Here is a 25,023-nt window from a genome sequence, read left to right as displayed (position 1 = left end):
TTATTGGACATAAAAAAGCCCCCTTAAGGTAATCAGATTTTATTTTTTAATCTGTCTACCTTAAGGGGAGCATATCATATTATTTAGTCAACCTCTTTTCATTTGCACAGCCTTACTAAAAGACCTTTCATTTAGCATAGTTGATCATATCCGATTTAAATTCCATCGTTCTAGAAAGAAAAAATGCCGGTATCAATGTTCTTTTCATAGTTTGAAAAATTAATATGACTCCAACCTTCTTTTTTTACCTCATGTAATAACCGAGTAATGATCTTCTTTTACACATTTAAGTTTCTCTTGTTGGTGAGGAGGAAATATTCACTCCTATGATCCCTCCAAAAATAGAAGTAACTAAAAAGCCAGTGTGGAACAACAACTGCTGTAATGTAAAGGGAGAATCGTATCCTAAATATTGTACGAGGAAAACAATGAAAGTATACACAATACTAGTCATGGCACCGACTAGCCATCCTTTTTCTTTTCCTTTACCTCCTGAAACAAATCCTCCAATAAAGACAGCGATGAACCCAACGATTGTAATAACCCAAGAAAGAGACAATTCATTTAAGTTAGTAAACCTAAGAAGTAAGGAAAATAACATGCTCATTCCCAAGACAATAATTAAAATTGTTAATACTCCATAGAGTACTGCTCCACTCATTTTTTTTGTTTCCATTTTCACCATTCCCCTTCCGTATATATTGAACATTCGACTACGCTTTTCTTAATGTCCAGCTCCAACGCCTATCTCCTCGAGCTCACTTCACTATTTGATTCCAAGGCGAGAAATGCCTTCAAAAAAAATTCTTCCAGTGTTTGTCGGGGATAGTCCAAGGCGTCTCCGCTTTTCTTATAGTACGAGCATATTCAGTAAATAAAAAAATAGAATATAAATATTTTTTTGGATAAGCATCATATGATTATAAAGAAGGTGTTCAAAAAGTAGGAGAAAGATAAATAACATAACTGTACTGGAGCTTTATGTACCCATCTATATTCGCTATGAAACATTACAGCTCTTAGTAAGAATTTCTTTTTGAACAAGATATTTAAAGGGGACAAGGAAGGAGAAATGGAATGAGTTCTATGCTTGCTCTCATTATTTTTATTATTTCCTATATCGTCATTATGACTGAAAAGCTAGATCGGACCCTTGTTGCAGGACTTGGGGGAGTAACAATGCTAATAGTGGGGATTTTTGATATTGACGCTGCATTTTTAGAGTATATAGATTGGAATACAATTGCGTTATTGTTTTCCATGATGATTCTCATCTCAATTACGGGTCAAACAGGGGTATTTGAGTATGTTGCGATTGTCGTTGCAAAATTAGTAGGTGGGAAGGCGATTCCATTATTAATCGTTATCTCTTTAATAACTGCGGTTGGGTCTGCATTATTAGCTAATGTTACGACGGTATTACTACTAGTTCCAGTCGTCTTAACGTTAACTAAATTACTACATATCCCTGCTGTGCCTTATTTGATTGTAATTATCATATCATCGAATATAGGTGGGACAGCTACATTAATTGGAGATCCACCGAATATTATGATTGGTCAAGCAGTCAAACATTTAACGTTTAATTCTTTTATTATCCATCTCTCTCCAATCGTCTTAGTCATTTTTACATTAATTATCGGTGGTTTAGCTTTAATTTATGGAAAACAATTACATGTTAAAGAAGAATATAGGCAGCGATTAATGGAAATTGATCCTGTTGAATATTTACAAAAAAATGCTACGTTAGTAAAGGCGTTAACTGTTTTATGTATGACGTTTACTGGATTCATTTTGCATCCGTTTTTACATATTGACTTAACTAGCGTGGCATTGGCAGGTGCCCTGTTATTATTATTATTGACCCATAAAGAACACAAACCAGAAGATGTTTTTAAACAGGTAGAATGGGGAACTTTATTTTTTTTCATTGGGTTATTTCTATTAGTAGGCGGGTTAGAAGAGGTAGGTATAATTAATGAAATGGCTAGAGGAATTATGTATTATACAGAAGGAGATTTACCTAAAACAGCCATGTTAATTTTATGGCTAACAGGAATTTTTTCAGGATTTGTAGATAATATCCCATTTGTAGCAGCAATGATTCCAGTTATTGTGGAGTTTCAGGATTATGGAATGACTAATGTTGATCCATTATGGTGGTCGTTAGCGTTAGGAGCTTGTTTAGGAGGAAATGGTACGCTATTGGGGGCATCCTCAAATTTAGTCGTTGCTGGTTTAGCTGCAAAAGCGAAGCAACAAGTGAATTTTCTAGAATTTTTAAAAATAGGGTTTCCAGTTGTTGTAGTGTCACTATTTATTTCATCTATTTATGTTTATTATCGCTATCTAATAGAATTTTTATAAAGCTGGAATACGAACGAAGTTTAGTAGGGCTCTTTTCGTAAATATTGTTCCTCATGTTATCAAATTAGTACGTCGTAGTACAGAAGAAAATTTACACGAACTATAGTTGTGTACGTGTTTGGTTCTAAGTACGAAAAACAACAATTAATGCGAAAACAGCCATTGCAAATAAGTTTATGGAAATCATCCTCTGCAAAAGGATGATTTTTTAAAGATTTAATGGGATTTTATGTTAAAATAAAAAATATTTTATATGATGGAAATGAATATAGTAGGAAATGAGGGAGAGATAATGAATATTCGTATTTTGGCTGAGTCTGATGCTCCTATCTATCAAGAATTTAGATTAAAAGCCTTACAAACTAATCCTGAAGAGTTTGGTTCAACATATGAAAGAGAAGTCCAATTTTCAACCGATACCGTTGTAGAGCGAATAAAACCATCTAAAGACAAGTTTGTTTTAGGCTCTTTTGATAATGATGGTTCATTATTTGGAACTGTTACTTTTATTCGTGAAATTAATGTTAAAACTGCTCATAAAGGAAATGTTTTTGGCATGTGTGTAGCTCCCGAGGTTAGAGGGCAAGGTATCGGAAAAGCACTTATTTTGGAACTTATAAAAAAGGCAAAAGGGTGTGAAGGATTAGAACAAATCAATTTAACCGTAGAACATAATAACAACAATGCTAAAAATTTATATGAATCTGTTGGATTTAAAATTTATGGAACAGAGCTTAAATCATTAAAGTTTAATGGTCAATACTTTGATGAAGATTTAATGGTATTTGTTTTATAAGCTCTTCAACTACAAATTTGGGTAATCGAATATTTTATTATTTAGGATAGAAAAGACCGACTTAACAGAAGTCGGTCTTTTTGTGTGAATTGCAATGTGAATCAATAAGTGTTTCTTTTGCGAATTCATATATACTTTGCTTTAAGGATAGCTCTTTTCCTCTATAAGTAGAATAGCTTTAAATACCCTGGATAACGATTGCTAGATGTACATTTTTTTACCTTTTAAATTATTTGCCGCTAGTTATAAATAATTTTCTTAATATAGGAACCCGAGCGAGCTCATCAGGTTTGATTAAGTTAAAGATAATTAATAATAGAAAATATGTGAGAGATGTACTAATAATCGCAAATAACGTTCTAAATATTAATGAATCTATAGCTAATAAATAAGAAAATACATAGTGCCCAACAATACCTGAAATGACAATTGTTAAACCCGTTTTTATATAATCCTTTACGTAAAAAGTATAGGAAATGACTTTTAATACTGTAGAAAAATGAAGTAGAGTAACTAGCATCATTGATACGACAATAGCGAGTGCAGCCCCCATTATTCCTATTTCTGGCTGAGTTGCTAAGGCAAATATTGCAGCTAATTTAACGATTGCCCCTATTAAACTATTAATCATAGCGGCTTTTGCCAAATCAAGAGCTTGAAGTGTTGCTTGTAATGGACCTTGAAAATAATGTAAAATAAAAAAAGGAGCCATTAATTTTACATATATTGCTGCATTACTAGTCCCGTACATAATCTCCATAAGAGGTGTGGCAAAAATATAAAGAACTACTACAGCTAAACCTCCAGTAACAAAAGATAGACGTAATGCTTGCTGTAGCCTATATTCCACGATCTGCATTTTGTTATTTGCAGCAGCTTCACTAATGGCAGGTACTAGTGCAACTTGTAATGAATGAGTAATAAAAGAGGGTAAGAACATTAATGGAAGGGCATATCCTGTTAATTCCCCGTATTGTCTTGTAGCAAGAGATATTGAGAGTCCTGCTATAGCGAGGCTTTGGGCAACGACAATGGGTTCAAAAAACCATGAAATTGAACCAATTAATCTGCTTCCAGTAGTAGGCAATGCTATTCTCATCAGCCCATTAAACGTTTCTTTTCCATCTTTCATTGATTTAAAAAAATGTCGTCTAACTTTTATTCTCTTATTTAGCTTAAACATCGTTATCATATAAATAAGCGAAGCAAATTCGCCTATCACTACAGAAATCATTGCACCTGCAGCAGCAAATTCAATCCCATAAGGTAAAAAAGCTTTTGTAAAGACTGCTACGAGCGTAATTCTGACGATTTGTTCTATCACCTGTGAAATAGCTGGTGGTTTCATATTCTGCTTCCCTTGGAAATATCCTCTCATAACCGATGACAATGCAACAATAGGAACAATTGGGGAAATCGCTAACAAAGGATAAAGTGTTCTTGAATCGGTTAATAGCGTATTGGAGAGTAATGGGGCAAATCCAATCATTCCACTTGTAAAAATAACGCTCGTAATAAGAGTAATTGATAACGAGATAACTAATATTTTTTTGACTTTTCTTCTGTCACCAACTGCTTCTGCTTCTGCTACGAGCTTTGATATTGCAACAGGAAGTCCAAGCTGGGTTAAATTAATTGTTAGAATTAATGTCGGCACGGCCATCATATATAAGCCGACGCCTTCTTCACCAATCATTCTAGCAATTACTACTCTGTTAATAAATCCTAGAATTCTTGTTATTAAACCAGCTATAACGAGTATAAGCGTACCTTTCAAAAATGTTTGTTTTGTCATCTTGGTCCCTACCTTCTCAAAAAGGGTGATATCATATACAATTAACTATATGCATGTGGGTTGGCCAAGCATGACAAGTATAAGAAAAGAAATACGAGGTTGTTTCATAACATTTAAACGTTTTCTATTTCTAACGTAGGAGTGGATAATATTGAATAATAAATTGGATGTTCTTGAACAATTTAAAGCAATTTGTCAACCTGCCCTAACGAGTAAATTAGAAGAGTTCTGCATGTTTGGTTATGAAGATGTAACTGAGGAGCAGCTATGGGAGTGCTTAAAGAAAAAAAAGTGGAAGCGTGTAAAAGAAGGAAAGAAACTTTACGAAATGGTAAATGATATTTTGAGCCTTACGATAAGCGAATATATGAGCTATATAACAATTGAAGCATATAAAGCACCAAATTTATTTAGTGAAGAAGGAAAAGACGTCTTGAATCAACTATTGTAGGCGGGTATATCTTTTATTGAACAATGCATATTTATTGTGAAATTGACAGGTAGTTAAATATGTTTCATAATTGTTTTGTTAGACAAGGTTACAGACATATAAGATATACATTATTAACGCAAAGAATATTTCTAAGGTGCTTGTGCTTTTTTGTTAATTTTAAGGAGGATTTTTAGTTATGGTAAAAAGAGGTCGCATCGTAGCGTTTTTTTTGCTCGTGCTAGTGATTGGCAGCACGATGGGCTATACGCTAAAAGGAATAACCAACGACATTAAGTTAGGTCTTGACCTACAGGGGGGCTTTGAAGTTTTATATGAAGCTATACCCGTACATGAGGATGAAGAAATAACCAACTCTATTTTAGAAAGTACAGCTGCAGCTCTGGACCGACGTGTGAATGTTTTAGGTGTGAGTGAACCGAGTATTCAGATTGAAGGTACAGATCGAATTCGTGTGCAATTAGCAGGTGTTGAGGATCAAAATAAAGCAAGAGAAATCCTATCTACTGGTGCAAAGTTAACGATTAGAGATGTTAATGACAATATTATGTTAGATGGTACAGACTTGGAAGAGGGGGGTGCGAGTCCATCTTTCGATGAAAATGGCGCGCCGATTGTATCCCTTACAATAAAAGATGCAGATAAATTTGGTCAAGTTACAGAACAAATTTTAAATATGGCTCCAAATAATCAATTAGTTATGTGGCTTGATTTCGAAGAAGGTGTAGACTCATTTGAAGAGTTAAAGAACACCAATAGTAATAAAATTTTATCAGTTGCAAATGTAAATGAAGTATTGAATATTAAAACACCAATGATATCAGGTAACTTTACTGTAGCTCAAACGAAAGAGCTTTCTGATTTGTTGAATGCCGGAGCGCTACCAGTAGATCTAAAAGAGATTTATTCTACATCGGTAGGTGCAAAATTCGGTGAACAAGCAATGGAAAAAACGGTATTTGCGGGGATTGTCGGAATTGCAATCATCTTTATATTTATGATCGGTTATTATCGTTTTCCGGGATTAATCGCAACAATTACTTTAAGCATTTATATTTTCCTCATTTTACTCGTTTTTGATTTAATGAATGGTGTTTTAACTTTACCAGGTATCGCTGCGTTAATCCTAGGTGTAGGTATGGCTGTTGATGCAAATATCATTACATATGAGCGAATTAAGGAAGAAATTAAGCTAGGTAAATCGACGATGTCTGCTTTCCGGGCTGGAAACCGCAGGTCGCTATCAACCATTCTAGACGCTAACATTACTACACTGTTAGCAGCAACAGTATTGTTTGTTTATGGGACAAGCTCAGTTAAAGGGTTTGCAACGATGTTAATCGTAAGTATTATCGTCAGCTTTATTACTGCTGTATATGGCTCAAGAATTTTGCTTGGCTTGTGGGTGAATAGCCGCTTCCTAAATAAAAAGCCTGGTTATTTTGGAGTTAAGCAAGCGGATATATTAGATATTGCAGACGTAACAGATGAAACAGAGTTATCGACAAAATTTGATAAGGTTGATTTTGTAAAGCATCGTAAGAAATTTTTCCTATTCTCAGGGGCTATGATTGTAGTTGGAGTGATTCTCCTATTAACAATGAAGCTTAATCTCGGCATAGACTTTGAAAGTGGAACGAGGGTAGAAATCGGTGCTAGTCAATCGCTCACAGCAAAAGAAGTAACTGAAGAGCTTGGTCAGATAGGTTTAGTACCAGATGATGAGATCGTACTTTCAGGAACAAATAATGAAATTGCAGTTGCACGCTTTTTAGGAGTAATTGAGCAAGCTAAAATTAATGAACTAAAGTCTCATTTTATTGACAAATATGGTCAAGAGCCTAATGTAAGTACGGTTTCTCCAACTATCGGTAAGGAACTAGCTCGTAATGCATTCATATCTGTATTGATTGCATCTATAGGTATCATCATTTATGTTACCATTCGGTTTGAAATGACGATGGCGTTAGCAGCCATTGTGGCATTGTTACACGACTCATTTTTCATTATTGCATTCTTTAGTTTAACTAGACTCGAAGTCGATTTAACATTTATCGCTGCGGTCTTAACGATCGTAGGTTATTCGATTAATGATACGATTGTTACATTTGATCGTATACGTGAAAACTATAAGAAGAAAAAGAAAATTAAAACATTTGAAGATCTAGCAGCTGTTGTAAATAAAAGTCTGCAGCAAACGTTAGCAAGGTCTATTAATACGGTGCTTACTGTAGTTATTGCTGTAGGTGCATTGTTAATATTCGGAAGTGAATCAATTACAAACTTCTCATTTGCTCTACTGATCGGTTTAGTTGCAGGAACATATTCATCCATGTTTATCGCATCTCAGCTTTGGTTAGTTTGGAAAAGCAAGAAGCTAGGTCTTAGAAATCCTTCAAAAAAACAGTAAGAGAACAATTTGAGCTAAAAAAAAACGTTTTTTGCAAAGACTCTTTTCGAATACTTTGTTGCTGTTGTTACCAAATTAAACAGCTGCGAAATAACCCTTTGCAATAGCCGTGGTACATGTACTGCGGCTTTTTTTATGTAGGCACTTTTCGTAAACTTTTTTCTTCATAAAATAGAAGAAAAGATGCGACTAAAAATTTATTTTTTATATTAAAAACAACATTCTATATGAAAACAGTCTTATGTATTAAAAAAGGTGTAAGGTTAGAGACAATAAATTAATAAAGTCTGAGCTGGCAATAGATTGAATTTGAAACACAACTAGCTCTCTAGTATAATAGGGCTTGTTTTAATAAAGGGGAGATAGTATGCTACAGTCTAAAACTCGATGGAAAATAAATGAATGTAATGAAGAACAAGTACAGCAGCTTGCCGATGCACTAAGTATTACCCCTCTTGTTGCAAAATTACTCATCAATCGTGGCATAGATACTGTTGAAGATGCTCATGCCTTTCTAAATATAGAAAATCAAGATTTTCATGACCCGTTTTTACTAGAAGATATGGATGTTGCAATTGCAAGAATAAAGCAAGCAATTGAACTTGAAGAACAGATTCTCATTTTTGGTGACTATGATGCAGATGGTGTTAGTAGTACAGCAGTCCTATTATCAACTCTTAATGAAATGGGAGCTAAGGTAGACTTCTATATACCAAATCGGTTCACAGAAGGATATGGTCCGAACGAAGAAGCTTTTAAATGGGCAAAAGAAGAAGGGTTTTCGCTAATCATAACTGTAGATACTGGAATTGCTGCTTTAAATGAAGCGACGGTTGCTGGGGAATTAGGGTTAGATTTAATTATAACTGATCACCATGAGCCAGGTCCTGAGCTTCCTGATGCGTTAGCAATTATCCACCCTAAAAAACCAAATAGCGTATATCCGTGCAAAGACTTGGCAGGGGTTGGTGTTGCATTTAAAGTAGCCCATGCATTAATTGGCGAGGTACCGACATCACTCTTAGATATTGTCGCCATTGGAACAATTGCTGATTTAGTACCTCTATCAGGAGAAAACCGTCTAATTGCATATAAAGGAATAAAAAAGCTTCAAGTGACATCTAGAAAAGGTATAAAAGAATTATTGAAAGTTTGTCGTGTTGATGCAAATGAAATTAATGAAGATACAATTGGCTTTGCTATTGCACCGAGACTTAACGCAGTTGGTAGGTTAGATTCAGCTGATCCAGCAGTACATTTACTTATGACTGATAATGTAGAGGAAGCCTCCCACCTTGCTAATGAAATAGATTTGTTAAATAAGCAACGTCAGCAGCTAGTAAATAAAACAACAGAAGAAGCGATAAAACAAGTTGAAGAACAATACCCTCTAGAGGACAATGCTGTTCTAATTGTTGCAGACGAAGCTTGGAATTCAGGGATTATCGGTATTGTTGCCTCTCGTCTTGTGGATAAATTTTACCGTCCAACAATTGTTTTAAGTGTTGATCAGGAAAGTGGACTGGCAAAAGGATCTGCTCGAAGTATTGAAGGCTTTGATTTATTCGCAAATTTATCAAAATGTCGTGATATTTTACCTCATTTTGGAGGCCATCCTATGGCTGCAGGAATGACACTACAACTTGAAGATATTGAAGATTTACGATACCGATTAAATGCTATAGCTCAAGATGTTTTAATCGAAGAGGAATATGTACCAATTACCAATATAGATACCACATGTTCAATAGACGAAGTGACAATTTCAACAATTGAACAAATAGGAAAATTGGCACCATATGGAATGAACAATCCAAAGCCTAAGTTTTTGATAGATAATGTCAATATTAGTGATATGCGCAAGATTGGGACTGATCAAGCACACTTGAAAGTAGTGCTTGAAGAAGCTGGAAGTCAATTAGATACAATTGCTTTTAGATTTGGTTATTTGTATGATGATATATCTCCACTTTCTCGAGTATCTGTCGTAGGAGATTTATCTATTAATGAGTGGAACAATAATCGAAAGGCTCAGTTAATGCTGCAAGATATTAGCGTGAATGAGTGGCAGCTTTTTGATTATAGGGGTACAAAAGATGTAGAAAAATTGATTGAACTTATTCCATCACATAAACTACAGCTAATCATCTTTAACGAGCAAACGATAAGTAAATTACAACTTAGCGAATACGAGAATGTTATTTATAAAGTTGAAGCGCACGATGATGTTATCGACATAAATTCAAAACACGTTATAATGGTAGACCTACCATCATCGATTGAACAGATAAGTTTGCTACAACATGCTGGTTTACCTGAACGAATATACGCATTGTTCCACCATGAACAAGATCATTTTTTTACTACAATACCAACTCGAAAACACTTTTCTTGGTATTATCGCTTTTTAGTACAAAAAGGTTCTTTCGATTTGAACCGCTACGCTGAAAAGTTAGCTATTCATAAAGGATGGACAAAAGAAACGATAGAATTTATGTCAAAGGTGTTTTTTGAATTAGAATTTGTTAAAATAGACAATGGATTCATTTCTATATCAAATCATACAGAAAAAAGGGATTTGACTGAGTCAATAACGTATCGCTCAAAACAAGCACAGCTTGAGCTTGAACGTACATTTTCGTATTCATCATATCAACAATTGAAGCATTGGTTTGATAACAATAATAATAAAGGTTCGCAGGAGGCAGTGAACGAATGGATTTAAAAAAGTATGTTACCGTAGTACCAGATTTTCCTAAAGAAGGAATACAATTTAAAGATATCACCACGATTATGGATAAAGGTGAAGTCTATAAATATGCAACAGATCAAATTGTGAAATATGCAAGTGAAAGAAAAATTGATTTAGTAGTTGGACCAGAAGCAAGAGGATTTATTATTGGATGTCCAGTAGCATATGCTTTAGAAGTAGGGTTTGCACCTGTAAGAAAAGAAGGTAAATTACCTCGTGACGTGATAAAGGTAGATTATGGATTAGAGTATGGAAAAGATGTGCTTACGATTCATAAAGACGCGATAAAGCCAGGACAAAGAGTATTAATAACTGACGACTTATTAGCAACTGGTGGTACAATTGAAGCAACAATCAAGCTTGTAGAAGAGTTAGGTGGAGTCGTGGCAGGAATTGCCTTTTTAATCGAACTTTCGTATTTAGATGGGCGAAATAAGATTGATAATTACGATGTTCTTTCATTAATGGAATTTTAAGTTTTTCCACACGCTTAACATAGAATTTAAGAGAGCGCTCATTTTGAAGAGGGCTCTTTTTTCAAGCTTTATCAATTAAATAGGTTCTTTTCGTAAACTTTGTTGCTATTATAAGCTAATTATTACAAAAAATATTGGTTTTACATGGTCATTGTTGTATAGAAGGAAAGATGCCTCGAACTCTAGTTGTGTACGTGTTTGGCTCTTAGTACGAAAAGCAATAATTAATGCGAAAAAAACCATTATATAAGATCAACCTATGTCTATATCTTTCACAAATCCCCCCAAATCGTAAAAAGGTAAAACACCTTCATGGCGATATAATGCTAATGCTTGTCTTTGGGGGTAATGGAGATGCTTGAAATTGTTTTTCAGATGTCTAGCGATCGGGCCTAGCCCCGGCTAAAAAGTGGAGTGCATGCTTTTCGGGGAGAGTCATGGATGACGACATTCCGCCATTATCATGTGTCGGCTAGATTTTCCGTTTAATCAATACTTTACATCTACTCGAAATTTCATGATAATAAATACAATACTTATTGTAAAGGTGATATCATGGCTAATGAACATGTGTTAACAGCTGAACAGGTAATTGACAAGGCAAGAGCTTACTTGTCACAAGACGATATTGAATTTATCGCAAATGCATATCAGTTTGCGGAGCAAGCTCATCATGATCAATTTAGAAAATCTGGTGAGCCATATATTATTCATCCTATTCAAGTAGCAGGAATACTCGTAGATTTAGAGTTAGATCCTGCAACAATTGCAGCAGGTTTTCTTCACGATGTTATAGAGGACACTGATACTTCAATTGAAAAAATGACAACTGAGTTTGGCAAAGAAGTTGCTATGCTTGTAGATGGTGTAACAAAGCTCGGTAAAATTAAATATAAATCTCATGAACAACAACAGGCTGAGAATCACCGAAAAATGTTTGTTGCTATGGCAAAGGATATTCGCGTAATTTTAATAAAACTAGCAGATCGCTTGCATAACATGCGTACATTAAAGCATTTACCACATGAGAAGCAAATGCGTATATCAAATGAAACTCTTGAAATTTTCGCCCCATTGGCTCATCGCCTTGGAATATCAAAAATAAAATGGGAGCTAGAAGATACTGCTTTACGATATTTAAACCCTCAGCAATACTATCGCATTGTGAACTTGATGAAGAAAAAACGGGCTGAAAGAGAGCAATACTTAGCTGAAACGATACAGGACTTAAAAACAAAGATAAATGATGTATCGATTAAGTCAGAAATATATGGACGCCCTAAACATATTTACAGTATTTATCGAAAAATGATTCTACAAAATAAACAATTTAATGAAATCTATGATTTGTTGGCTTTGAGGATTATTGTAAATAGCATCAAGGATTGCTATGCGGTCTTAGGCATTATTCATACGTGTTGGAAGCCTATGCCTGGCAGGTTTAAGGATTATATAGCAATGCCAAAGCCTAATATGTACCAGTCTCTTCATACGACTGTTATAGGCCCTAAAGGTGAGCCTATGGAAGTACAAATACGAACGACTGAAATGCATCAAATCGCAGAATTCGGGATAGCGGCCCATTGGTCATATAAAGAAGGTAAAGCTGTTAGTGATAAATCCTCATTTGAAACGAAAATGACTTGGTTCCGGGAAATTTTAGAGTGGCAAAATGATGCAACAAATGCTGAAGAATTTATGGAATCTTTAAAGATTGATTTGTTCTCGGATATGGTATATATCTTTACACCAAAGGGCGATGTAATCGAATTACCATCTGGTTCGGTTCCTATTGATTTTGCTTATCGTATTCATTCAGAAATTGGTAATAAGACAATTGGTGCAAAAGTTAACGGAAAAATGGTAACACTTGATTATAAATTAAGAACAGGTGACATCATTGAAATATTAACATCGAAGCATTCTTATGGTCCAAGTCAAGACTGGTTAAAGCTTGCTCAAACTTCTCAAGCGAAAAATAAGATTCGACAATTTTTCAAGAAGCAGCGACGTGAAGAGCATATTGAAAAAGGGCAGGAACTTATTGAGAAAGAAATTAAGAATCTTGAGTTTGACGTGAAAGAAGTATTATCACCAGAAAATTTAAAGGTTGTTGCTGAAAAGTTCAACTTCAATAATGAAGAAGATATGTATGCAGCTGTTGGATTTAATGGAATTACAGCTGCTCAAGTTGTTACGCGTCTTACCGATAAATGGCGCAAAAAGAAAGACGATGAACTAGAGAAGAATATTACAGAAGCTGCATCGGAAGTAAGACAAATTCCTATTCCTCAAGCAAAAAAACGTGATGCAGGAGTTCGTGTGCAAGGAATTGACAACTTGCTCATTAGATTATCAAAATGTTGTAATCCTGTTCCAGGTGATGAAATTGTTGGCTTTATAACAAAAGGACGAGGCGTTTCCATACACCGTGCTGATTGTCCCAACATTAATACTGAAGATGCTGAGAAAAGACTTATTCCTGTCGAGTGGGAAGGTCATGCTAAAGAAAGTCGCGAATACAATGTTGAGATTGAGATAACAGGATTTGATCGTAGAGGTCTGCTTAATGAAGTTCTGCAGGCGGTTAATGAATCAAAAACGAACATTTCATCTGTCACAGGGAAAACAGACCGTAATAAAATGGCAATGATAAATATGGCCATTTTTATAAAAAACATTAGTCATTTACAAAAAGTAGTAGAGAGAATTAAGCAGATTCCTGATGTTTATTCTGTTAGAAGGATCATGAATTAGAGAGGATTAACGATATGAGAGTAGTCGTCCAACGCGCTAAAAACGGAAAGGTCATCGTAAATGAACAAACAGTTGGCCAAGTTTCTCATGGGCTTTTATTGCTAGTAGGTGTAACTCATACTGATACAGAAGAAGATGCCAAATATTTAGCTGAAAAAATTGTTAATCTTCGAATATTTGAAGATGACAATGGAAAAATGAATCTTTCATTATTAGATGTCGGTGGGCAAGTACTATCTGTATCACAATTCACATTATATGGTGATTGCCGTAAAGGACGGAGACCTAATTTCATGGAAGCAGCTAAACCTGAGCAGGCGAAAGCCATTTATGATTTTTTTAATAAACAATTAATGAACAATGGTGCTATTGTTGAGACAGGTCAATTCGGAAAAATGATGGATGTTGACTTTATCAATGATGGTCCAGTGACATTAATCATTGATAGTGAGAGAGCGTAAATGAAGAGGTTGTCCAGAAAGTCATTGAATGACTTTCTGGACAACCTCTAATTGTTATTAAAATATTGTGCGAGCCCATAATAGAGTGCATTGCCTATCGCTTCTTGAAAGTGTGTTGAATTGATCATTAATTCTTCTTCATTATTGCTTAAAAACCCTAATTCGAGAAGGGCTGATGGCTGCTTGTTTTCTCTTAATACATGATAATTGCCAAATCGGGCATTTCGGTCATTTAAATTAGTATAATTAATAAGTTGTTCATGTAAAGATACTGCTAATTGTTTATCCTTTGTTTCGTCATAGTAAAATGAAGTAATGCCACTTACCCCTCTATCAGTAGTACTGTCGTAATGTAAACTAATAAAGGCATCAGCATTATAGTAATGTGAAATACTTACTCTGTTTCTTAACGATACGTAAATATCTTCTTCTCTAGTTAAAAAGACTGTAGCTCCAGCAGCAGTTAGCTTGTCTTCTAAGATGTTTGCAGTCCTAACAGTAATGTTCTTTTCGAGCGAACCTTTCAAACCAGTTGTTCCGCCGTCACGTCCACCATGTCCAGGGTCGATGACGATAATTTTATCCTTTAAATATTGTTCAATGCCATTTTTTTCTATAATGGGTACGTTCGTAGATGCTTTGACAATCCAGCCTGCAACATAGGCAGTACTTTCATTAGGTAATTGAATTTTATACCAATCTCCATCAATATCAAGGATTGGATAAGTATCACCTTCATTTGCACGTACGACTATTTTTGCAGTCGTTGATGGCTTATCTCGTAAATTTGTACCATTATGTAAAATACGAACAGTACTTTCTTTCTCTTTAGGTTCGTTTATCGTGTTAGGGTTATTTTGTTCTTCTAAAAGCTTGACGTACCAGCTAGCAACCCAGCCTTCACCTCCGAGCCAATTGATTTTGTACCACTTGTTAATTTCTTCTAATATGAGTATCTCTTCTCCTTGAGGTATATTACCTACAATGTCTCCATCTAATGAATAATTGCTCCTTACGTTAAGTGTCGTTGCTGTTACTACACCTTTTATATCTGTGTGTTGCTGCTCCTCATGTTCTGAATCAGAACCATCGGTGTGCTCGTTTGGGTTTAATGTGTCAATTTCCTGTTGTTGTTCATTAATAATATTGACAAATGATCGATGAATCCAGCCAGAAGTATTCATATATGATATTTCAAGCCAATTCTCTTGCTCACTTAATATTGCATTTTCTTCTCCGTTATGAAGCTGTCCGATAATTTCTGACTCTAGAGAAGGTTCACTTCTAACATTTAAGCTATCTACAGATATTTGAGCAATGATTTGCGCTTGTTCCATAGGAGTGGATAAATCAGAATCAGATAGTGACAAGTATTGTGAAGAGACCCATCCAACTTGACTGGCAAATGAAATTTTAGTCCAATCCACTTGTTGCTCAATTACATTAGCATGATCACCCTGATTCATCGAACCAATAATTTCAAAATTACTTCCTGGACCTTGTCGTATACGTAGCTCATCTACAATTGCAGTAACTTTTGATGTCGAGCTATATTTTTCTGTAGTGAGATTTTGGACCAGCCATGAGGCAACCCAACCAGTTTGTTGATTTGGTAATTGTATTTGAATCCAATCGTCTTTTGTTGCTATTAATGTAAAGTGTTCATCCTGTTTAACATTTGTAATGACCTCATATGATAAACCAGGTCCTGTACGCACATTCAATGATGGAACATTCACTGCTATTGTTTCTGTTTCAGCATAAGTAATTTTATTATTAGGTATAAGAATAACAAGAATTAGGACAAATAAACATATCTTCTTGAACAAACAATGTACCTCCTCTATTAGCTTTTTGCCATCTTTACTCTTTCGCTAATTTTTTTATATTTCCTTGTATATTTAATGAAATATTTTCAGCCAGAAGGGAAAACTACAATTATTACGTAGAGAAATATAAATGCAGTAGAAAATGGTGTGGAAAGGAAGTTTTATTGTGAGATATAGTGAGAAAAGTGCGATTAGTGGAAAAGAAGGCAATCAATTATTCGGTGTGGATTTCCATGACTTTATTCAAAGAGAGAATGATTCTACATTAATAGAATTGGCGTCGGAGTATGGATTAGCAGTGAAAGATATAAAAAAACTAAAAAAACACTTGCATAGATCATAATAATTATCGAATTCTCTTGACAAGTTTTCTGTTCATACGTATGATAATATAAAATTCTTTCTGAAAATAATATTGAAGCAACCAGTGAAAGAGAACAGTAGTTAAGGATTCACATGAAAAGAGAAGAAATGCCATTAGGCTGAAAGCATTTCGTCATGCTGACTTAACGAATGAACACTCTGGAGGTTTCTCTCTGAAAAATTATCAATTGTTAACTGAAAATGGTCAAGAGTTTTTTGAACGTTTACAAGTAACAAGGTTTGACTAGGAGAAGGACGTAATCAGGCGTTAACTGACTAAGTGGAAGCAGATGAATAATGCTTCAACTAGGGTGGCACCACGGGTAAATGATAACTCTCGTCCCTACGAATAGTAGGGATGGGAGTTTTTTATTTTGGTTAATTTAGGAGGAAAATGTATGTCTTATCAAATACCAAGGGGAACACAAGATATTCTCCCGGATGAAGTTGAGCGCTGGCAATATGTTGAAGAAAAAGCTAGAGAGTTGTGTGGGAAATATAATTACAAGGAACTCCGGACGCCAGTTTTTGAACATACAGAGCTATTTGCTAGAGGGGTAGGAGAAACAACAGATATCGTCCAAAAAGAGATGTATACATTTGAGGACAGAGGACAAAGGAGTTTAACATTAAGGCCTGAGGGCACAGCATCGGTTGTTCGAGCTTTTGTAGAAAAAAAGATGTACGGGAGTCCTAATCAGCCTACAAAACTATTTTATATTGGCCCAATGTTTCGTTACGAAAGACCGCAATCAGGAAGGTTTCGTCAATTTGTTCAATTTGGCATAGAAGCGCTCGGAAGTAATGACCCTGCAATTGATGCTGAAGTAATTGCAATAGCAATGGACTTATACAAAAGCTTAGGGCTTACAAATTTAAAACTTGTTATCAACAGCTTAGGTGATCAAGAAAGTAGAGTGGCTCATCGTGATGCCCTTATTAAGCACTTTGAACCTAAAATTGATGAGTTTTGCACCGATTGTCAAACCAGATTAGAGAAAAATCCGTTAAGAATTTTAGATTGTAAAAAGGATCAAGGTCATGAATTGATGAATTCAGCACCTTCCATATTGGAATATTTAAATGATGAATCAAAAATATATTTTGATAAGGTTCAGACGTATTTAACAAGCCTACACATTCCCTTTGAAGTAGACGCTCGCCTAGTACGAGGACTTGATTATTATAATCATACCGCATTTGAAATAATGAGTAATGCAGAAGGCTTTGGTTCCATTACAACTTTATGTGGTGGGGGTAGATATAACGGTTTAGTACAGAGTATTGGTGGGCCAGAAACTCCTGGTGTAGGGTTTGCGCTAAGTATAGAACGACTGTTAGCAGCAATCGATGCCGAGAAGATACAGCTTCCAATAACGAGTCACATCGATTGTTACGTTGTTACGCTAGGAGAAAAAGCGAAGGATATGTCCGTCTCCCTAGTACATCAATTACGGAATGCTGGATTAATTGCGGAGAAAGATTATCAAGACAAGAAATTAAAAGCTCAATTCAAAGCGGCTGACAGGTTACAAGCAAAATTTGTCGCTGTATTAGGTGACGAAGAGATAGAGAGAAACGTAATTAATGTAAAAAATATGAGTACTGGTGAACAAAGTGAAATAAATCTGAATGATTTTACGTCATATGTAATGGAAAACATACAATAGGGGGATTCTTATGTTTGGAAGATCATATTTTTGTGGGCAAGTAACAGAGCAGGCAATTGGAGAAAAAGTAAAATTAAAAGGGTGGGTACAAAAAAGACGTGACCTAGGTGGCTTAATATTTGTTGATTTACGTGACCGTACGGGGATCGTTCAAGTAGTATTTAATCCAGAAATGTCTCCTGAAGCTTTAAGTATAGCAGAGAAAGTAAGAAATGAATTTGTTCTTCATATAGAGGGTAATGTAGTTGCTCGTGAAGAGGGCACGATTAACGAAAACCTTAGTACTGGAAAAATTGAAGTACACGCAGAACAGGTTACAATCATTAATTCAGCAAAAACACCTCCTTTTGTAATTGCTGATCAATCAGAGGTTTCTGAAGATACCCGCTTAAAGTATCGCTACCTAGATTTTCGAAGACCAGTCATATTTGATACGTTAAAAATGCGCCATAATATTACGAAATCAATTAGATCATATTTAGATGATGAAGGGTTTTTAGATATTGAGACGCCAATTCTAACAAAGAGTACACCAGAAGGAGCGCGTGATTATTTAGTACCTAGTCGTGTTCATGAGGGAGAGTTTTATGCTTTACCACAATCACCTCAATTATTCAAACAATTGTTAATGGTAGGTGGCATCGAAAAATATTATCAAATTGCACGTTGTTTCAGAGATGAAGATTTACGAGCAGATCGCCAACCTGAATTTACCCAAATTGATATCGAAACTTCCTTTATGGATCAAGAGGATATTATTTCGATGACAGAGCAAATGATGTCAAGAGTCATGAGTGATGTTAAAGGTCTTGAAGTATCGCTTCCGTTTCCACGCATGACCTATGACGAAGCTATGGATAGATTCGGTTCTGATAAACCTGATACGCGCTTTGAGATGGAGTTAATAGACTTATCGGAACAAGTTCAGGACTGTGGATTTAAAGTGTTTTCAGGGGCTGTTAATTCAGGTGGCCAAGTCAAGGCACTTAATGTGAAAGGTGCTGCGACCTCCTTTTCTCGAAAAGATATAGATGCTTTAGCTGATTTTGTTAGTGTTTATGGCGCAAAAGGGTTAGCTTGGTTAAAAGTTGAGGAAGAAGGGCTTAAAGGTCCAATTGCAAAGTTTTTCAGTGAAGAAGAACAAAATGGCTTTATTTCTTCTTTAGAAGCTGTTGCAGGTGACTTATTATTATTCGTCGCTGATAAAAAAGCAGTTGTGGCAGATGCTCTTGGTGCATTGCGCATAAAGCTAGGAAAAGAACTAAACTTAATTGATGAAAATAAATTTAATTTCCTGTGGGTAACAGACTGGCCTTTATTAGAGCATGATGATGAAGAAGGGCGTTATTACGCAGCACACCATCCTTTTACAATGCCTGCCCGAGAAGATATTGAATTGTTAGATACAGACCCTTCTCGCGTAAAAGCTGTTGCATATGATTTAGTGTTAAACGGCTATGAATTAGGTGGAGGGTCACTGCGTATATATGAAAGAGAGTTACAAGAAAAAATGTTTAAAGCTTTAGGCTTTACAAAGGAAGAAGCTAACGAACAATTTGGCTTTTTGATGGAAGCATTTGAATATGGGACACCACCTCACGGAGGTATTGCTTTAGGTTTAGATCGAATTGTCATGATCTTAGCAGGTCGTTCTAATCTACGTGATACGATTGCTTTTCCGAAAACTGCTAGTGCTAGCGATTTACTAACAGACGCACCTGGAGAAGTAAGCATCGAACAATTAGCTGAACTTAACTTAGCGTTAACTGTGAAAAAAAGCTAATATGTCCAATATTTCCTCAACTTGATAACTGTAAATTGGTGTGATATTATAATAACAGAACTTGAAAGTCCTGATGTGTTCGTCTTATAACCTATTGTTTTGACCGAACAATAAGTTATACGGGAGCTTGAGTTTTCAAACGGCGTACATGCCTTCTGGATTATAAGGACGTACTAACATTTGGAACAGGGCACCCACCTGCGGAGTGCGGGATCAAAACGAAGGCATCGACGGCACAATTGGGACTTCCGTTATAATAAAATAAAAAAGGTAAACCCTATACATGATGTATAGGGTTTTTGTAGCTATTTAGAGTACATAAATGCCATACATTTGTAACAGACGTAGCTTGAGGATCTTACAATGGGCTGTTTTTCTAAGAAATAAACGTGCCCCCAGTTAAAGTTCGTAGCAGCTTTTGTTCTAGATAACGACGGCAACGTTACAAAACAACTTTTTGCCAAGACTGTTACATTTTGTATTTTGACGAAAAAATGATCTTCAAATCTTGTATTTCTTATAATTTATGATATTATTTTTATCGGAAAACATTGAATAAGTTTGTGACAAACGGAGTTGAGAATATGTTACATCAATTTTCTAGAAATGAATTAGCGATTGGGATAGAAGGATTAAACATTTTAAAAAATAGCACAGTGGCAGTACTTGGAATTGGTGGTGTAGGTTCATTTGCAGCTGAAGCACTAGCTCGATCTGGTGTAGGAAGGCTTGTATTAGTTGATAAGGATGATGTCGATATTACAAATGTAAATCGACAAATTCACGCTTTACTCTCAACAGTCGGTAAGCCAAAAGCTGACCTCATGAAGGACCGTATAAAAGATATTAATCCAGAATGTCAAGTGATTGCGTTGAAAATGTTTTATACAGAGGAGACGTATGAGGAATTTTTTAGTTATGGAATAGATTTTGTTATAGATGCGTCTGATACGATTTGTTACAAAATCCATTTAATGAAGGAATGCTTGCAGAGAAAAATTCCAATTATTTCAAGTATGGGTGCAGCAAATAAAATGGACCCTACACGTTTTAAAATAGCTGATATTTCCAAAACTCACACTGATCCTATTGCAAAAGTTATTCGAACGAAGTTAAGAAAAGAGGGTATCCGTAAGGGGATTAAAGTAGTATTTTCTGACGAGAGTCCTATTGTGATTCGGGAAGATATTCGCAAGAAAATTGTACCTGATGAAAATACACCCATTAGAAAAGCTAAAATGCCACCATCATCCAATGCTTTTGTTCCATCAGTAGCAGGGCTAATAATGGCAAGTCATGTGGTTACTGAATTGTTAACAGATATACCAATTAAACGAGTAAATCAGGGCTAAAAATACGCTACATTTATCTGAGATCGACTTGGTTCTTCTCGTTCCGACAATGACAAAAACGTGGTCTAAAGATAGACCACGTTTTTTACTTAGCTAATTGTTCTAAGTTTCCGTTTTTATCCATTCTAAAAGCTGGAGAAGGTCTTTCTTCATTATCATCAAATAAAACCATTTTTCGTGCTCGATCCATAATTTGTACTAATGCTTGATAGTCTTCTTGTATCATAGATTGCTTTTCGGACATTTTTTCAAGCTTTATAACTAGTTCTTTATTTTGCTTTGAAAGAGTTTGGTTTTCTTGTTGTAATTGTACATTTTCCTGCTGCAATCTCATTGAATGTTGATCTTGTACTTTAAGTTCTTTTAAATAAGAAATGCAATCTTCTAGAGATATTGAATTTGATCCAGCTGATGGCTCTATAGGTGGAACTGATGTCGTCACTGGCGTAGTCAACAACTCTGTCGTGAACTCATTATTTAGATTATAGCTCTCTACTGGATGGTTATCATCAACTGTAGTAATCTGTGGTAGTGAAATTGTACTAGGAAGCTCATCTTGCTTCTTTAATCTGTCTAACGCTCTCTTTCTTTCTTTTCTTTGCTTTTTCGCAATGGCGATAGCTTGATCATACTTTCCTCTTACTTCCGCGTTCCACCGAAATCCACAAGCAGCAGAAGTTCGGTTAAGCTTATCACCAACTTCTTCGAAGGCTGATAACTGAGTTCCACCTTCACGAATATAGCGAAGTACTGTTTCTGCGAGTAATAGGTCTTCTTCATGAGACCATGCATCTTGACGAACTTTCACATAAACACTCCTATCTTCTGAAAAATTTAATTTACTATATAGTAGATTTTCTATTAATAGAATGGACGGCTATTATAATTTTTATACATTTACTAGTTTTTTTAAGGATTAAAAGGAGTAAAAGTCGAGGATATCAGTTTAATAACGTATGTGAAATTATTCACAATGTCGTCAAATTTAATGTAACTATTCGCAACATATCGATAGTATAATAAACGTGTAAGATAGTTAGTTAATAAATTTAGTAAAAAACGTAAAGTATCAAGTAAGTTGCTTTTTTTTAACATTCACATGTGAAAACATTCACAAACTTTAAGCGAGAAATTAGGAGGAGTTTCAAATGGCTGTTGAAGAAAAAGTATTAAAACAACAACAAGATGTTTCAAAAATGATTAATTCTTTAGTTGATCGTGGTTCTAAAGCTTTAAAAGAATTTCGCAATTATGATCAAGAAATGATCAATGACATAGTAAAAGAAATGGCTTTAGCAGGATTAGATCAACATATGCACTTAGCTAAGCTAGCAGTTGATGAAACAAAACGTGGTGTTTATGAGGATAAAATTATTAAAAACATTTTTGCTACTGAATATATTTATCATAACGTTAAATATGATAAAACTGTCGGCATTATTAATGATAATGAACACGAAGGTGTAATCGAAGTTGCAGAGCCAGTAGGTGTTGTTGCTGGTGTAACACCAGTGACAAATCCAACATCAACAACGATGTTTAAAGCAATTATTGCAATTAAAACTAGAAACCCAATTATTTTTGCTTTCCATCCATCTGCACAAAAATGTAGTAGTGAAGCAGCAAGAATTCTTCGTGACGCAGCAGTAAAAGCAGGAGCGCCTGAAGGTTGTATTCAATGGATAGAAACGCCATCTATCGAAGCAACAAAACAATTAATGAATCATGATGGGGTTGCGATCGTCTTAGCGACAGGTGGCCCAGGAATGGTTAAATCAGCTTATAGTACTGGTAAACCTGCGTTAGGTGTAGGTGCTGGTAACGTACCTTGTTATATTGAAAAATCTGCTGAGGTGAAACGTTCTGTAAATGATTTAATTTTATCAAAAACATTTGATAATGGTATGATTTGTGCTTCTGAACAAGCTGTTATTATCGATAAAGAAATTTATGATGAAGTGAAAAAAGAAATGATATATCATTCTTGTCACTTCTTATCAGAAAACGAAAAGAAAAAAGTAGAAAAACTTGTTATTGATGAAAACAAATGTGCTGTTAATCCAAACATCGTTGGTAAACCAGCTTATGAAATCGCAAAAATGGCTGGTGTAGAGGTACCAAAAGATACTAAAATTCTAATCGCTGAATTAAAAGGTGTAGGTGAAGCTCACCCACTTTCAAGAGAAAAGCTTAGTCCAGTACTAGCTTGTTATAAAGTTAATAATACAGAGGAAGGGATTACTCGTGCAGAAGAAATGCTAGAGTTTGGAGGTCTAGGTCACTCTGCTGTCATCCATTCTGAAGACCAAAAAACCATAGAAGCTTATGGAAAACGTATGAAAGCATGTCGTGTCATTGTGAATGCTCCATCTTCACAAGGGGCAATCGGAGATATTTATAATGCATATATTCCTTCATTAACATTAGGTTGTGGATCTTACGGTAAGAACTCTGTATCTTCAAATGTTGGAACAGCGAACTTATTAAATATCAAAAAAATTGCGAAAAGGAATGTCAATATGCAATGGTTTAAGCTTCCGCCAAAAGTTTACTTTGAAAAGCATTCTACTCAATATTTAGCAAAAATGCCTGAAATCTCAAAAGCATTGATTGTAACGGACCCAGGTATGGTGAAGCTTGGCTATGTTGATAAAGTTCTTTATTATTTACGTAAACGTCAAGATTACGTCCATTGTGAAATTTTCTCAAATGTTGAGCCAGATCCATCTATTGAAACTGTGATGAAGGGTGCAGAAATGATGAAAGAATTCCAACCTGATGTCATCATTGCACTTGGCGGTGGATCAGCGATGGATGCTGCAAAAGGAATGTGGTTATTTTACGAACACCCAGAAACAACGTTCCATGGCTTAAAACAGAAGTTTTTAGACATTCGTAAACGTACGTTCAAATATCCTAAACTAGGAAACAAAGCTAAATTTGTTGCAATACCAACAACTTCAGGAACTGGATCTGAGGTAACACCATTCTCTGTTATTACAGACAAGAAAAACAATGTCAAGTATCCGTTAGCAGATTATGAATTAACACCAGATGTTGCAATCGTAGATCCACAGTTTGTTATGACAGTTCCGAAGCACGTAACTGCAGATACTGGTATGGATGTTCTAACACATGCGATTGAAGCTTACGTTTCTAATATGGCAAATGATTATACGGATGGTTTAGCGATTAAAGCTATTCAACTAGTATTTGAATATTTACCAAAAGCTTATCATAACGGTGCAGATGAACTTGCAAGAGAGAAAATGCACAATGCATCTACAATTGCAGGTATGGCATTTGCAAATGCATTCTTAGGTATTAATCATAGCTTGGCACATAAAATGGGTGCAGAGTTCCATATTGCACACGGTAGAGCAAATACATTATTAATGCCACATGTTATTCGTTTCAATGCAACAAAACCGAAAAAGTTTACAGCATTCCCTAAATATAAACATTTCATTGCTGATCAACGTTATGCTGAAATTGCTAAAGCATTAGGTTTACCAGCACGTACAACTGAAGAAGGTGTAGAGAGCTTAATCCAAGCGGTAATTAAATTAGCGAAAGAACTAAATATTCCTATGAGTTTACCTGAGAATGGTGTAGATAAAAAAGAATTTGAAGAAAAAGTGGCAATTTTGGCAGACAGAGCATTTGAAGATCAATGTACACCAGCAAATCCAAAGTTACCATTAGTTACCGAGTTAGAAGAAATTTATCGTCAAACATTCAAAGGAGTATAATTTGGGGGG

At 35.3% G+C, this 25,023-nt stretch carries 17 protein-coding genes, 1 other RNA gene and 1 other annotated feature; of the genes, 14 read left to right on the top strand and 4 right to left on the bottom strand.

Features of this window, described 5'->3' with window-relative positions; translation table 11 throughout:
- Positions 1-286: 286 nt before the first annotated feature.
- On the bottom strand, positions 287-676 hold the full coding sequence (locus tag JM172_RS02230; protein WP_214480421.1) for a TIGR04086 family membrane protein: 390 nt from the start codon (positions 674-676) through the stop codon (positions 287-289).
- Between the two features lie 401 nt (positions 677-1,077).
- On the opposite strand from JM172_RS02230, the gene JM172_RS02225 reads away from it, so the two are divergent.
- Entirely contained in the window at positions 1,078-2,367 is a 1,290-nt protein-coding gene (locus JM172_RS02225; RefSeq protein WP_214480420.1) for an ArsB/NhaD family transporter, read from the top strand.
- Between the two features lie 292 nt (positions 2,368-2,659).
- Positions 2,660-3,163: a GNAT family N-acetyltransferase gene (locus tag JM172_RS02220; RefSeq protein WP_214480419.1), complete on the top strand. Its 504-nt coding sequence runs from the start codon at positions 2,660-2,662 to the stop codon at positions 3,161-3,163.
- A gap of 229 nt (positions 3,164-3,392) precedes the next feature.
- Here the strand turns inward: JM172_RS02220 and spoVB are convergent, their stop codons facing one another.
- Entirely contained in the window at positions 3,393-4,958 is a 1,566-nt protein-coding gene (spoVB, locus tag JM172_RS02215) for a stage V sporulation protein B (RefSeq protein WP_214480418.1), read from the bottom strand.
- A gap of 151 nt (positions 4,959-5,109) precedes the next feature.
- Between spoVB and JM172_RS02210 the strand changes: the two genes are divergently transcribed.
- The 6 genes from JM172_RS02210 to dtd all read left to right on the top strand — a co-directional run bounded on the left by JM172_RS02210 (position 5,110) and on the right by dtd (position 14,265).
- Complete coding sequence (locus JM172_RS02210) at positions 5,110-5,409, top strand: post-transcriptional regulator (protein ID WP_214480417.1); 300 nt, start codon at positions 5,110-5,112, stop codon at positions 5,407-5,409.
- 178 nt (positions 5,410-5,587) lie between these two features.
- Positions 5,588-7,819 (top strand): protein translocase subunit SecDF, encoded by a 2,232-nt coding sequence (gene secDF / locus JM172_RS02205; protein ID WP_214480416.1) that lies wholly within the window; start codon positions 5,588-5,590, stop codon positions 7,817-7,819.
- Positions 7,820-8,186: 367 nt separating this feature from the next.
- Complete coding sequence (gene recJ, locus JM172_RS02200) at positions 8,187-10,544, top strand: single-stranded-DNA-specific exonuclease RecJ (protein WP_214480415.1); 2,358 nt, start codon at positions 8,187-8,189, stop codon at positions 10,542-10,544.
- Positions 10,535-11,047, top strand: a complete 513-nt coding sequence (locus JM172_RS02195; RefSeq protein ID WP_214480414.1) for an adenine phosphoribosyltransferase — start codon at positions 10,535-10,537, stop codon at positions 11,045-11,047. Before recJ ends, JM172_RS02195 begins: the two co-directional genes overlap by 10 nt.
- Before the next feature lie 555 nt (positions 11,048-11,602).
- The gene (locus JM172_RS02190; RefSeq protein WP_214480413.1) at positions 11,603-13,804 is read left to right on the top strand and encodes a RelA/SpoT family protein; all 2,202 of its coding nucleotides are present in this window, start codon (positions 11,603-11,605) and stop codon (positions 13,802-13,804) included.
- 14 nt (positions 13,805-13,818) lie between these two features.
- Positions 13,819-14,265: a D-aminoacyl-tRNA deacylase gene (gene dtd / locus JM172_RS02185; RefSeq protein WP_214480412.1), complete on the top strand. Its 447-nt coding sequence runs from the start codon at positions 13,819-13,821 to the stop codon at positions 14,263-14,265.
- Between the two features lie 47 nt (positions 14,266-14,312).
- Here the strand turns inward: dtd and JM172_RS02180 are convergent, their stop codons facing one another.
- A complete protein-coding gene (locus JM172_RS02180) occupies positions 14,313-16,094 on the bottom strand; it encodes an N-acetylmuramoyl-L-alanine amidase family protein (protein ID WP_214480411.1) in 1,782 nt (593 codons plus the stop codon).
- A gap of 166 nt (positions 16,095-16,260) precedes the next feature.
- Here JM172_RS02180 and JM172_RS02175 point away from each other — a divergent pair, with 166 nt between their 5' ends.
- From JM172_RS02175 to JM172_RS02155, 5 genes are all read left to right on the top strand, one after another.
- Positions 16,261-16,437 carry a hypothetical protein gene (locus JM172_RS02175; RefSeq protein WP_214480410.1) on the top strand — a complete coding sequence of 59 codons (177 nt, stop codon included), beginning with the start codon at positions 16,261-16,263 and terminating at the stop codon, positions 16,435-16,437.
- A 75-nt stretch (positions 16,438-16,512) separates the two neighbouring features.
- Positions 16,513-16,805 (top strand) — a binding site (T-box leader).
- Between the two features lie 50 nt (positions 16,806-16,855).
- Positions 16,856-18,127, top strand: a complete 1,272-nt coding sequence (gene hisS, locus JM172_RS02170; protein ID WP_214480409.1) for a histidine--tRNA ligase — start codon at positions 16,856-16,858, stop codon at positions 18,125-18,127.
- Positions 18,128-18,137: 10 nt separating this feature from the next.
- On the top strand, positions 18,138-19,910 hold the full coding sequence (gene aspS / locus JM172_RS02165) for an aspartate--tRNA ligase (RefSeq protein ID WP_214480408.1): 1,773 nt from the start codon (positions 18,138-18,140) through the stop codon (positions 19,908-19,910).
- Positions 19,911-19,974: 64 nt separating this feature from the next.
- Positions 19,975-20,160, top strand: a non-coding RNA gene (gene ssrS / locus JM172_RS02160) — 6S RNA.
- Between the two features lie 334 nt (positions 20,161-20,494).
- Positions 20,495-21,262 carry a tRNA threonylcarbamoyladenosine dehydratase gene (locus tag JM172_RS02155; protein ID WP_214480407.1) on the top strand — a complete coding sequence of 256 codons (768 nt, stop codon included), beginning with the start codon at positions 20,495-20,497 and terminating at the stop codon, positions 21,260-21,262.
- Between the two features lie 85 nt (positions 21,263-21,347).
- Here the strand turns inward: JM172_RS02155 and JM172_RS02150 are convergent, their stop codons facing one another.
- Positions 21,348-22,070, bottom strand: coding sequence for an RsfA family transcriptional regulator (locus tag JM172_RS02150; RefSeq protein WP_214480406.1), 723 nt, complete (start codon positions 22,068-22,070; stop codon positions 21,348-21,350).
- A 340-nt stretch (positions 22,071-22,410) separates the two neighbouring features.
- Here JM172_RS02150 and adhE point away from each other — a divergent pair, with 340 nt between their 5' ends.
- Positions 22,411-25,014 carry a bifunctional acetaldehyde-CoA/alcohol dehydrogenase gene (gene adhE, locus JM172_RS02145; protein ID WP_214480405.1) on the top strand — a complete coding sequence of 868 codons (2,604 nt, stop codon included), beginning with the start codon at positions 22,411-22,413 and terminating at the stop codon, positions 25,012-25,014.
- Positions 25,015-25,023: the final 9 nt, after the last annotated feature.

The sequence above is a fragment of the Bacillus sp. SM2101 genome (genome assembly GCF_018588585.1).
GTDB classification, from domain to species: domain Bacteria; phylum Bacillota; class Bacilli; order Bacillales; family SM2101; genus Nanhaiella; species Nanhaiella sioensis.
The sequence above is the reverse complement of the archived record's forward strand: the minus strand, read 5'-3'. Positions and strand labels throughout refer to the sequence as shown.